Below are 11,797 nucleotides of genomic sequence, written 5' to 3' on the forward strand. Positions count from 1 at the left end.
CTCCGACGACGGGGACGCACGCGGACGGGCCGGGAGCGACTCGCGCTCCCGGCCCGCCGGTGTGCTCGCGGATCAGCCGTTGACGACCTGCGGCACGCCGAGCGCCTTCAGGCCCTCGACGCCGAACTCGAGCCCGTAGCCCGACTGCTTCGCGCCGCCGAACGGCACCATCGGGTGGATCGTGCCGTGCGAGTTGATCCACACGGTGCCGGCCTCGATGCGTGCGGCGACGCGTCGCGCCTCGTCGCGATCCGACGCCCACACCGAGGCGCCGAGCCCGACCTCGACGTCGTTCGCGAGGGCGATCGCCTCGTCGACGTCGTGGTAGCGGATGATCGGCAGCGCCGGGCCGAACTGCTCCTCCTGCACGAGCGGGTTCGCGTTCTCGATGTCGGCGATGAGCGTCGTCGGGTAGAAGTGACCCGGCTGGTCGCGGTCGGGCTCGCCGCCGAGCAGCACGCGAGCGCCAGACGCCTTGGCCGACTCGACCAGCCGGTCGACGATGTCGAACTGCTGGCGGTTCTGCAGCGGGCCGAGCACGTTCGCCTCGTCGAGACCGACGCCCATGGGCATGGCGGCCGCGACCTCGACCAGGGCCTCGCACACCGCGTCGTAGACGCTGTCGTGCACGTACAGGCGCTTCAGCGCGGCGCAGGTCTGGCCCGTGTTGATGAACGCGCCCCAGAACAGTCCCTCGGCGATCGCCTTCGGGTCGACGTCGGGCAGCACGATGCCCGCGTCGTTGCCGCCGAGTTCGAGCGAGAGCCGCTTGACCGTGTCGGCCGAGCTGCGGATGATCGCCTTGCCCGTCGCCGTCGACCCCGTGAACATGACCTTGCCGACGGCGGGGTGCGACGAGAGCGCCGCTCCGATCTCGCGGCCGCCCGAGACGATCTCGACGACGCCTTCGGGCAGCACCCGGTTGATGACCGCGATGAGTGCGAGCACGCTGAGCGGCGTGTACTCCGACGGCTTCACGACGACGGTGTTGCCCATGCGCAGCGCGGGGCCGACCTGCCAGACGGTGATCATCTGGGGCCAGTTCCACGGGCCGATCGCGCCGACCACGCCGATCGGCCGGTACGTCAGCTCGGCGTGCGTCTGCCCGTCGTCGAAGACGACCTCCGTCTCGAGCGGGGTCGCGGCGGCGGCGCGCAGCCATCCGGAGGCCCCGCCCACCTCGAACCGCGCGTTCGGGCCGTTCAGCGGCTTGCCCTGCTCGCGCGAGAGGATGCGGGCGAGCGCCTCGGCTTCGGCGTCGATCGCGTCGGCGGCCTGCATGAGCAGCTCGCTGCGCCGCTCGTGGCCGAGCGCGGCCCACGCCGGCTGGGCGGCCTTCGCCCGGGCGACCGCGGCTTCGAGGTCGTCGACCGAGTGCACGGGCGCCTGCCCGATGACCTCGCCGGTGGCGGGATCGAGGATGTCTCGGCGCTCGCCTTCCTGCGGCGTGATCTCGGCGAGCAGGTCGTCGGTCGTCGGTTCGAGCACGGGGGTCGGGCTGTCCATGGTTCCTCCACGTTGAGTCGGGGTTCCACGGTAGGCAGGGCGACGCGCTGGGGCCTTGCCCCTGCGTGCGGCGCCCTTGACCCTGCGCGCAGGGAGCGCGCGGGCACGAGCAGGCGCCCGCACGCGACATCCGCCTGCACTCCTCGACGGGAGGAGATGACGTCGAGCGGAGGACCGGATCTGCGAAACGGTCCTCCGCTCGCGGCGAAGTCCTCCCGTGCGGCCGTCGCCCGGCGGGACGGCGCGCAGGCGGGCCTGACCGCCGGGAGCGGGGCGGGCGCGCCTACAGGGTGTTGCCGAGCTTGAAGCCCTTCGCCTCGTCGCCCTGGCGGGTGTACGAAAAGCCGTCGGCGCCGATCGTCACGGCCATCTCGGAGGAGTCGGTGCGGGCGACGACGGGCTTCGGGTTGCCGTCGAGGTCGAGCACGAGCGAGGCCTCGGTGTACCAGGAGGGCACGACGGGGTTGCCCCACCAGTCGCGGCGCTGGTTGTCGTGCACGTCCCACGTGACGACGGGGTTGTCGGGGTCGCCAGTGTAGTAGTCCTGCGTGTAGATCTCGACACGGTGGCCGTCGGGGTCGCGCAGGTAGAGGTAGAACGCGTTCGAGACGCCGTGGCGCCCGGGGCCGCGCTCGATCGCGTCCGATCGCCGCAGCGCGCCGAGCTTGTCGCAGATCGCGAGGATGTTGTGCTTCTCGTGCGTGGCGAACGCGACGTGGTGCATGCGCGGGCCGTCGCCGCCGGTCATGGCGGTGTCGTGCACGGTGGGCTTGCGCCGCATCCACGCGGCGTAGACGACGCCCTCGCCGTCCTGGATGTCCTCCGTCACACGGAACCCGAGCGTCTGCATGAAGTTCACGGCGCGGGGCACGTCGGGCGTGACCTGGTTGAAGTGGTCGAGGCGCACGAGCTCACCCGGCGTGTGCAGGTCGTAGCGCCACGAGAGGCGCTCGACATGGGTGGTCTCGTAGAAGAACTCGTACGGGAAGCCGAGCGGGTCCTCGACGCGCACCGAGTCGCCGATGCCCTTGGTGAAGCCCTCGGCCCGGCGTTCGACGCGGCATCCGAGCTCTGTGTAGAAGGCGACGGCCTTGTCGAGGTCGTCGTTCGAGCGCACCCGGTACGAGAATGCGGCGACGGCGGCGACGGGGCCGACCCGCAGCACGAGGTTGTGGTGGATGAACTCCTCGGTCGAGCGCAGGTAGATCGCGGTGTCGTCCTCTTCGGTGACGTAGAGGCCGAGCACGTCGACGTAGAACTCGCGCGAGGCGGCGAGGTCGGTGACGACGAGTTCCATGTACGCGCAGCGCAGGATGTCGGGGGCGGGCACCGAGGGCGTCGGCACCGGGTCATCGGTGTGGATCGGGGCCTCTTGCGAGACGTAGAAGCCCGACGAGGTCAGGGTCATGCCATCTCGGTGCGATGGTGCGGTGCGGTCGGTCATGTCAGCGTCCTTGCGTGATGATGTGCGGTGGTGCCGGCGAAGCAGGAGCGGGGCGGATGCCGCGGCTCACGCCTTGCCGAAGGTCGGGTTGTGCGGGGCGCCGAGCGTGATGTGCACGCTCTGCTGGTCGGTGTAGAAGTCGATCGAGCGGTAGCCGCCCTCGTGCCCGAGGCCCGACGCCTTGACGCCGCCGAACGGCGTGCGCAGGTCGCGCACGTTGTTCGAGTTGAGCCACACCATGCCCGCCTCGACGGCCTGCGCGAAGTTGTGGGCCCGACGCAGGTCGTTCGTCCAGATGTAGGCGGCGAGGCCGTACTTCGTGTCGTTCGCGAGGGCGAGCGCCTCCTCCTCGGTGTCGAACGGGGTGATCGCGACGACCGGCCCGAAGATCTCCTCCTGGAAGATGCGGGCGTCGGGGGCGACATCCGCGAACACCGTGGGGGCGACGTAATTGCCGGTCGGGAAGCCCTCGGGGCGTCCGCCGCCGGCGACGAGGCGGCCCTCGGTCTTGCCGAGCTCGACGTAGCCCATGACCTTCTCGTAGTGCTCGGGGTGCACGAGTGCGCCGACCTCGGTCTTCGGGTCGTGCGGCGCGCCGACGACCACGCGCGCGGCCTGCGCGGCGTAGCGCTCGACGAACTCGTCGTAGACCTCGCGCTGCACGAGGATGCGCGAACCTGCGGTGCAGCGCTCGCCGTTCAGCGAGAACACGCCGAAGATGGTCGCGTCGATCGCGGTGTCGAGGTCGGCGTCGGCGAACACGATCGCGGGGCTCTTGCCGCCGAGCTCCATCGAGAGGCCCTTGAGGAACGGCGCGGCGTTGCCGAAGATGAGCTGGCCGGTCGAGCTCTCGCCGGTGAACGAGATGAGCGGCACGTCGGGGTGCTTCACGAGCGCGTCGCCGGCGTCTTCGCCGAGGCCGTTGACGAGGTTGAAGACGCCCTTCGGCAGCCCGGCCTCCTCGAAGATGCCTGCCCAGAGCGACGCCGACAGGGGCGTGAACTCGGCGGGCTTCAGCACGACGGTGTTGCCGGTCGCGAGCGCGGGGCCGAGCTTCCACGACTCGAGCATGAACGGCGTGTTCCACGGCGTGATCAGCCCGGCGACGCCGATCGGCTTGCGGTTGACGTAGTTCATCTGCTTGCCGGGCACCTTGAAGGCATCGTCGGCCTGGGCCACGATGAGGTCGGCGAAGAAGCGGAAGTTCTCGGCCGCCCGTCGTGCCTGGCCGAGTGCCTGCGTGATCGGCAGGCCCGAGTCGAACGACTCGAGCTCGGCGAGGCGGGCGTCGCGCGACTCGACGATGTCGGCGATGCGGTGCAGCACGCGCGAGCGCTCGCGGGGCAGCATGCGCGGCCACGGGCCCTCGGTGAACGCGCGGCGCGCGGCGGCCACGGCACGCTCGACGTCGGCCTGCTTGCCGGCGGCGGCGAGCACGTAGGTCTCGTTCGTGACGGGGTTCAGCACCTCGAACGTGTCGCCGTCGATCGAGTCGACGAACTCGCCGTCGATGTAGTGGCGGATGCGGTCGGGCAGGCCCTCGGGCACGTACGCGGTGGTGGGGGCGTCGGTCATGCGGTGCTCCTTCGTCGGAAGTCGTTCGGCGCCGCGGGGAGGCGTGCGCGGCTGGGTGAGGCGGTCGGAGGTCGGTGTCGGTCGGTGGTCGGTCAGACCCCCGCGGGCGCCGGATGCTTGTGCTCGGCCTGGTAGGCGAGCACGGCGTCGAGCGTGGCGGTGCGGTGGGCGCGAGCGCAGAGCTCGATGTCGAGCGGGTCGGCACCGTCGGCGATCAGGTCGAGGATGCGCTCGTGCTCGGCGACGGACTCGTGCGCGCGGCCCGGCACGAAGCTGAACGACGAGTCGCGCAGGGCCTTCATGCGGCTCCAGCCGCGGTGCACGAGGTCGAGGATGTGCGGGTTGGGGCACTCCTCGAACAAGACGGCGTGGAACTCGAGGTTGAGCTCGGTGAAGCGCACCGGGTCGAAATCGTCGAGCGTCTGGCGCATCCGCTCGTTGACCTCGCGTGCGCGACGGAGGTGATCGGGCCTGAGCGTGGGCGCCGACAGCGCGGTCGCCGCCCCCTCGACGAGCGCGAGGGTCTGCATGGTGTGCAGGTACTCGGTCTCCTTCAGCAGCGCGACCTGCGCGCCGACGTTGCGCTCGAAGGTCACGAGTCCCTCGGCCTCGAGGCGGCGGATGGCCTCGCGCACCGGAACGACGCTCATGTCGAGCTCGCCCGCGATCTGGCCGAGCACGAGACGGTAGCCCGGCACGTAGCGGCCGCTGTCGATGCGCTCGCGGATGAACCGGTACGCCTGCTGCGACTTGCTCTCGGCGCTCATCGGGCGCCCCGCTCGGCGTCGTACCGCGCGCGCCAGGCGGCGTTCATCGGGAACAGCCCGTCGACGGATGCCCCGGCGGCGACCTGCTCGGCGACCCACGCGTCTTCGGCCTCCTGTGCGGCGGCCTCGGCCACGACCTCGGCGAGCAGGTGCGGCGGGATCACGATGACGCCGTCGCCGTCGCCCACGATGACGTCGCCCGGCTGCACGGCCGCGCCGCCGCAGGCGATCGTGACGTCGACCTCCCACGGCACGTGGCGCCGGCCGAGCACGCTCGGGTGCGGGCCCTGCGAGAACACGGGGATCTCGAACCCGGCGACGGCCTCGAAGTCGCGCACGCCGCCGTCGGTCACGATGCCGGCCGCTCCGCGCACCTGCGCGCGCAGGGCGAGCACGTCGCCCACGGTTCCGGTGCCGCGCTCGCCGCGGGCCTCGACCACGAGCACCTCGCCGGGCGCGACCGTGTCGAACGCGAGCTTCTGCGCGTTGAACCCGCCGCCGTGCGACGCGAACAGGTCGGGCCGGAACGGGATGAAGCGCAGGGTCTTGGCGATTCCGACGATGCGGTCGCCGGGGTGGTTCGCGTGCACGCCCTCGATGAAGATGTCGTGGTAACCGCGCTTGCGGAGCGCGACCGAGAGCGTCGCGACGGCCACACCGGCGATCGTCTCGCGCAGTTCGTCGGTGAGGGGGGAGACGGATGCCGCGGGCTCGCCGGCCCGCGCATCCGCTGCCGCGTCGAGCGGGCTCGCGAGTCCGGCCTCGACGGCCGCGGCGTGCTCGGCCTCGCTGCCCCAGGCCTCGATGCGCTGCGCGTCGTCGATCGCCGGCTTCGAGCCGAAGTCGCCGAACGGCACGGCGCCCTGCGTCACGGTCGTGACGAGGCGCCCGCTCGTGGGCGAGCCCGGGGCATCCGGGGCGTCGACCTCGACCTCGACGACGTCGCCGGGCACGACGACGCTCGAACCCGCGGGCGTGCCGGTGAGGATCACGTCGCCGGTCTCGAGGGTGAGGTGCTGCGAGAGGTCGGCGACGAGGCGTCCGAACGGGAAGAGCAGCGTGTCGCTCGTGTCCTCCTGCACGAGGGTGCCGTTGACCCAGGTGCGCACGCGCCAGCCGTCTTCGCCGGCGACGTTCGCGGGGATGAGCGTCGGGCCGAGCGGGGTGAAGCCGTCGCCGCCCTTGTTGCGCACGTTCGAGCCCTTGTCGGCGGCGCGCAGGTCGTAGAGGCCGAAGTCGTTCGCGGCGGTGACCGAGGCGACGTGCCGCCAGCCGTCGGCGGGGGAGACGTGCCGGGCCGGTTCGCCGATGACGAGGGCGATCTCGCCCTCGAAGGCGAGGAGCTCGGTGCCGGCGGGGCGATCGATGGTGCCGCCGGTGCCGGCGAGCGAGGACGCGGGCTTGAGGAAGTAGCTCGGCTGCGCCGGCGTGCGGCCGCGCTGTGCGGCCCTCGACGGGTAGTTGAGGTGCACGGCGATGATCTTGCCCGGGGTGCTCGGGCCGGCGCCCGTGGTGGCGGTGGCATCGGTGGTCATTGACGTCCTCGTCTCGTGATATTTCAAATGATATACGATCTGCCGAGCGATGCAAGGGTCGTGCACTGCGCCCGACCCGCGGTCAGTAGCTCGCGCGCGGCGCCTCGTCGGCGGAGTCGTCGGCAGCGGGCGGCGACCCGATGTACCGGTCGGCGAGGGCTTCGGTCGCGCGGGCGAGCAGCGCGACATCCGCCCCGACGACGACGAACGACGCGCCCGCGGCGAGGTAGCGGTCGGCCGCGGCGGGCACGAACGCGTTCACGGCGGCCGGCTTGCCCGCGGCCACGGCCGAGGCGATGCCCGCCAGCACGGCGGCGACGACCTCCGGATGCTCCTGCTGGCCGATGAGCCCCATCGAGGCCGCCAGGTCGGCCGGCCCGAAGAACACGCCGTCGACGCCGTCGACGTCGAGGATGCGCTCGACGTTCGCCGCGGCCGTCGCGGACTCGATCTGCACGAACAGCGAGATCGTCGACGAGGCCCCGGCGAGGTATCCGTCGACCCGGTTCCACCTCGCCGAACGGGCGAGGGCGCTGCCGACGCCGCGAACGCCGAGCGGCGGGTAGCGCACGGCTCGCACGATCTCGGCGGCGTGCTCGGCGGTGTCGCACATGGGCACGAGCAGGTTCTGGGCGCCGAGGTCGAGCATCTGCTTGATCGTCACGGTGTCGCCGTAGGGCACCCGCACGAGCGGCGTGGCCGGGTAGGCCGCGATGGCCTGCAGCTGCCCGAGCACCGACTCGAGGCCGATGGGCGAGTGCTCGGCGTCGACGAGCACGACATCGAGGCCGGAGCCGGCGACGATCTCGGCATTGACGGCGCTGCCGCCCGACGACCAGGCGCCGAAGAGGGGCCGGTCGGAGGCCGCGATGCGGGCCGCGAGCGTCGGCGGGAGGGTCATTCGAATCGGCATGTGACGCTCCCCAAGTCGCGGTAGTCGGCGTGCACGGTGTCGCCGCGCTCGACCCACATCGGGCGCGTGAACGACCCGGCGAGGATGATCTCGCCCGCGCCGAGCGACTGGCCGTGCTGGGCGAGCTTGTTCGCGAGCCACGCGACGCCCATGGCCGGGTTGCCGAGTACCGCGGCGGCGACGCCCGACTCCTCGATCGTCTGGTTGCGATACAGCAGCGCCGAGATCCACCGCAGGTCGACCTCGTCGACCTTCACCGGGCGGCCGCCGAGCACCATCGCGCCCATCGCGGCGTTGTCGCTGATCGTGTCGACGATGGTGCGACCCTGCATCTCGATGTGCGAGTTCAGGATCTCGAGGGCCGGCACCACGTAGGCGGTGGCGTCGAGCACGTCGAAGATCGTCGTGTTCGGTCCGCTGAGCGGCTTGTCGAGCACGAAGGCCAGTTCGACCTCGATGCGCACGTTCGAGAACCGGTCGAACTGGACGGTCGCGCCCGACTCGATGACCATGTCGTCGAAGATGACGCCGTAGTCGGGCTCGGTGATGCCGGTGGCGACCTGCATGACCTTCGAGGTGAGGCCGATCTTGCGTCCGACGAGGCGCGCGCCGGCGTCCTGGCGGCGTTTCGCCCACTCGCTCTGCACGGCGTACGCGTCTTCGACGATCATGTCGGCGTTGCGTGCGGTGAGCAGGGGCACGGTCGTGCGGTCGCGATCGGCGGCGAACAGTTCGTCGGCGATCGCGGCGATCCGGGATTGGTCTAGCACTGGCGCTCCACTTCATCGAGGTGTCGTCACAGATCGTATACGATCAGGTCGGATGTCGGGAGTGGGCCGCCGTCGCGAGAGGCCGCCGTCGCGAGACGCCGCCGTCGCGAGAGGCCGCCCCGCAGCATCCGCTCAGCTGTTCACGCGGATGATCTCCTCTTGGTACGGCGCGACGACCGAGCCCGAGATGCGGCAGTCGAGCAGCAGGAACGGCCGCTCGGGCGCTGGGCGCGACGCCCACTCGGCCAGTGCATGGAGGTCGGCGAGCGATCGCACGACGACGCCCTCGGCGCCGACGGCCGCCGCGAGCCCGGCGAAGTCGACCTCGGGGATGAGCATCGGCTCGCGGGCGAGGCCCTTGAGTCCGTAGAGGTTGACCTCGGCGCCATAGGCCGCGTCGTTCCAGACGACGGCGAGGCCGCGTCCGCCGGCCGTGCACACGGCCGACTCGAGGTCGGCGAGCGCCATGAGCCCGCCGCCGTCGCCGGTCGTGAGCACGATCGCCGAGCCGGGCCGCGCGGCTGCGGCGCCCGGAACGCTCGCGAATCCGAGCCCGATCGACTGGAACGCCGTGCCGACCATGATCATGCGGTCGGGCGAGGCCACGGGCCAGTACATGTTCGCCCAGCCGATGAAGTGCCCGCCGTCGCTCACGACGACCCGGTCCTCGGGCAGCAGTTCGCCGATGCGCCGGGCGACCGCGCGCGGGTCGAGGCGCCCGTCGTCGGCCAGGCCGTCGGCACGGGGTGCCGACGGCTGCTCGCGCAGTGCGGCGACCGCGACCGATTCGCGCCATCCGGATGCCTCCGCGCCGAGCACGTCCAACTCCTCGACGACGGCTCGGGCGACCAGGCCGGCGTCGCCGCGCACGAAGCCTCCCACGTTCGGATGCGTCGCCGCGGGCAGGATGTCGACCTGGAACACGCGGGTGCCCGGCGCGAACAGGTCGCCGAAGCGCATCGTGAACTGGTTGAGCGAGGCGCCGAACACGACCGCGACGTCGGCCTCGCGCACGAGCTCCATCGCGCCCTCGGCCCCGAACCCGCCCGTCACGCCGAGGTCGAACCGGGTGTCGGGGAACACGCCGCGCCCGAGCGCGGTCGAGGCGGTCACGGCGCCCGTCGCCTCGGCGAGGTCGCCGAGCGCATCGCCCGCCCCCGCCAGCCAGGCGCCGCGGCCGGCGAGCAGGAACGGCCGGCTCGCGCCGGCGAGGGCCGCCGCGATCTCGGCGACGACGCCGCCGGCGAACGGGCCGCGCGGCGCGAGCGGCGTCGGCAGGCGCAGCTCGGGAGCGGGCTGCACGGCCCCGGCCTCGAGTGCGGCGACGTCGTACGGGATCGCGAGCACCACGGGCACCCGGTACGAGAGCGCGTGCTCGATCGCGAGGATCGTCGTGGCCGCGGCATCCGTTCGTCCGACCGTGTAGGTTCGGGCGCCGACCGCCGAGGCGAGCGCGATCTGGTCGACGTCCCACGGACGCGGACCCGAGGTCGGCTCGTCGCCGACCACGAGGACCAGCGGCACATGCGCCTGCGCGGCCTCGGCGAGGGCCGTCAGGGTGTTCGTGAACCCCGCGCCGTACGTCGCCGTCGCGGCGGCGATCCGGCCAGAGGCGCGGAAGTGCGCGTCGGCCGCGACCACCCCGCCCGCCTCGTGGCGCACGGCCGTGAAGCGCACCTCGGTCGCGCGCTCGAGGGCGTCGAGGAAGTACGCGTTGCCGTTGCCCATGACGCCGAAGACGTGGTCGACGTGCGTGGCGAGCGCCGCGGCGACGTGGGCGGAGACGGAGGTGGTCGTGGGCATGGCGAAGTCCTTCGAGACGTGACGGATGCGGATTTCCGTATGTGTCTCGCGCGGCCGGCGACTGGTCGACCGGGCTTCGTGCCCCTTTTGCGAGCACCGGCGCGACGTGGCGCCTGGACGTGACGAGTATACGACCGCGTCGAGGGTGCGCCGCACGGGCGTCGTGCTCTCGGCCGATCAGGCGGCCGGACCCAGCGCCTCCACCACGTCGGCCCAGAACGCGGCACGGGCGGCGGAGTCGGCAGCGGCATCGGTGTCCGCGAAGTGGGGGAGGTAGGGGTTCAGCGGCACGAAGTGGCTCGCACCCTCGCCCTCGGAGGCGAACACCTCGACGCCCCCGCCCTCGAGCCGCTCGAGCGTTCGGTGCTGCAGCGGGCACGACGGCCAGACCGCGTCGGCCGTGCCGCACGCGAGCACCACGGGGCCGTCGACCGTGTCGACTCCGATGACCGAGGCGGCGGGCGGGTCACCCGACACGTCGGTCGTGCACGGCAGGGGCTCGCCGTCGAGCGTCCACGCCGAACGCGTCACATCGGGGTACCCGCAGAAGAGCTCGCCGGCCCCGACGGGCAGGATCGCGCCCCGCGCGAGTTCGGGGTGCGTCGCCGCGAGCCAGAGGGCGACCTCGCCGCCGCGCGAGACGCCGAACGGGGTGACGCGGTCGGGGTCGACGCCGGGTTGCGCTCGCAGCCACCCGACGGCCTCGAGCACCGGATCGAGCGGCACCTCGGCGAGCTCGTCGGGCTGCCCGGGCGAACCGAACAGGCTCACCGCGAGGGCCGGGTAGCCGAGGGCCGCGAGCTGCATCGAGAGCAGCCGGGCGCTCTCGCTGCCGCCCTCGCTGCCGCCCATGACGAGCAGCGCGGGTCGGGCGTCGCCGGGGTCGAGGTCGGCCGGCGTGGCGTAGAACGCCGAGACGCCGGCATCCGGTGCGGTGACGATGTCGAAGGCGCCCTCGGGGAAGCCGCGCAGGACGCTCGTCGACGTGAGTTCGATGCCGTCGGCGCCGTCGTCGACCGTGCCGTCGAGCACTTCGAGCTGGACGGTGTGCTCGCGGTCGTACTCCTGGAACGCCGTGGTCACGGTGCCGTCGCCGAACGAGTAGAACGGGGCCATCGGGTCGGCGACGGTCCATGCGCCGTCCGTCGGCACGTCGCGCGCGAGGTCGATCACGCCGGCGGCGTCGGCCGTGAACACCGCGCGCGACTCGTGCGGCACGTATCCGATGTCGCTCGAGGCCCGCAGCGTCACGGTCGCGCCGGGCGTGAGACCGAGCACGCGGATGCCGAGCGGTTGGAACGGGCCGCCCAGTTCGGTCACCTCGATCGAGGGGGTCAGACCGGTCGGGAGGGGGGTGCAGGCCGAGAGGGCGGCGGTCGCGAGGGCCGCCGCCAGGGCGACCGAGGCCACGCGCCTGCCGCGGCGAGGGCGGGGGCGGGCGGGCATGGCTGCACGCTATCGACGGGCGCCGATCGGGGTCAACC

The 11,797-nt window shown here is 72.3% G+C and carries 9 protein-coding genes; all 9 read right to left on the reverse strand.

Annotated features, from left to right (window positions below):
• Positions 1-72: 72 nt before the first annotated feature.
• A complete protein-coding gene (locus BM342_RS15870; RefSeq protein WP_092967867.1) occupies positions 73-1,506 on the reverse strand; it encodes an aldehyde dehydrogenase family protein in 1,434 nt (477 codons plus the stop codon).
• A gap of 283 nt (positions 1,507-1,789) precedes the next feature.
• Complete coding sequence (gene hpaD, locus BM342_RS15875) at positions 1,790-2,950, reverse strand: 3,4-dihydroxyphenylacetate 2,3-dioxygenase (RefSeq protein WP_092967869.1); 1,161 nt, start codon at positions 2,948-2,950, stop codon at positions 1,790-1,792.
• Between the two features lie 66 nt (positions 2,951-3,016).
• On the reverse strand, positions 3,017-4,525 hold the full coding sequence (gene hpaE / locus BM342_RS15880; protein WP_092967871.1) for a 5-carboxymethyl-2-hydroxymuconate semialdehyde dehydrogenase: 1,509 nt from the start codon (positions 4,523-4,525) through the stop codon (positions 3,017-3,019).
• 92 nt (positions 4,526-4,617) lie between these two features.
• Positions 4,618-5,292, reverse strand: coding sequence for a GntR family transcriptional regulator (locus tag BM342_RS15885; protein ID WP_092967873.1), 675 nt, complete (start codon positions 5,290-5,292; stop codon positions 4,618-4,620).
• Positions 5,289-6,827 carry a fumarylacetoacetate hydrolase family protein gene (locus BM342_RS15890; RefSeq protein WP_092967875.1) on the reverse strand — a complete coding sequence of 513 codons (1,539 nt, stop codon included), beginning with the start codon at positions 6,825-6,827 and terminating at the stop codon, positions 5,289-5,291. Before BM342_RS15890 ends, BM342_RS15885 begins: the two co-directional genes overlap by 4 nt.
• An 82-nt stretch (positions 6,828-6,909) precedes the next feature.
• A complete protein-coding gene (locus tag BM342_RS15895; RefSeq protein ID WP_092967877.1) occupies positions 6,910-7,740 on the reverse strand; it encodes an HpcH/HpaI aldolase family protein in 831 nt (276 codons plus the stop codon).
• Positions 7,725-8,510, reverse strand: a complete 786-nt coding sequence (gene hpaH, locus BM342_RS15900) for a 2-oxo-hept-4-ene-1,7-dioate hydratase (protein ID WP_092967879.1) — start codon at positions 8,508-8,510, stop codon at positions 7,725-7,727. The genes BM342_RS15895 and hpaH overlap by 16 nt, the downstream gene beginning before the upstream one ends.
• A 132-nt stretch (positions 8,511-8,642) precedes the next feature.
• Positions 8,643-10,313, reverse strand: coding sequence for a thiamine pyrophosphate-binding protein (locus BM342_RS15905; protein WP_092967881.1), 1,671 nt, complete (start codon positions 10,311-10,313; stop codon positions 8,643-8,645).
• A gap of 177 nt (positions 10,314-10,490) precedes the next feature.
• Positions 10,491-11,759: an acyl-CoA thioesterase/BAAT N-terminal domain-containing protein gene (locus BM342_RS15910; RefSeq protein WP_092967883.1), complete on the reverse strand. Its 1,269-nt coding sequence runs from the start codon at positions 11,757-11,759 to the stop codon at positions 10,491-10,493.
• Between the last annotated feature and the right edge of the window lie 38 nt (positions 11,760-11,797).

The sequence above is a fragment of the Agromyces sp. CF514 genome, from assembly GCF_900113185.1.
Classification (GTDB): domain Bacteria; phylum Actinomycetota; class Actinomycetes; order Actinomycetales; family Microbacteriaceae; genus Agromyces.

Coding starts and splice junctions, on each gene's coding strand:
- BM342_RS15870 (WP_092967867.1), bottom strand. CDS start 1,506: ATGGACAGCCCGACCCCCGTGCTCGAACCGACGACCGACGACCTGCTC.
- hpaE (WP_092967871.1), bottom strand. CDS start 4,525: ATGACCGACGCCCCCACCACCGCGTACGTGCCCGAGGGCCTGCCCGAC.
- BM342_RS15905 (WP_092967881.1), bottom strand. CDS start 10,313: ATGCCCACGACCACCTCCGTCTCCGCCCACGTCGCCGCGGCGCTCGCC.
- BM342_RS15910 (WP_092967883.1), bottom strand. CDS start 11,759: ATGCCCGCCCGCCCCCGCCCTCGCCGCGGCAGGCGCGTGGCCTCGGTC.
- BM342_RS15895 (WP_092967877.1), bottom strand. CDS start 7,740: ATGCCGATTCGAATGACCCTCCCGCCGACGCTCGCGGCCCGCATCGCG.
- BM342_RS15890 (WP_092967875.1), bottom strand. CDS start 6,827: ATGACCACCGATGCCACCGCCACCACGGGCGCCGGCCCGAGCACCCCG.
- BM342_RS15885 (WP_092967873.1), bottom strand. CDS start 5,292: ATGAGCGCCGAGAGCAAGTCGCAGCAGGCGTACCGGTTCATCCGCGAG.
- hpaD (WP_092967869.1), bottom strand. CDS start 2,950: ATGACCGACCGCACCGCACCATCGCACCGAGATGGCATGACCCTGACC.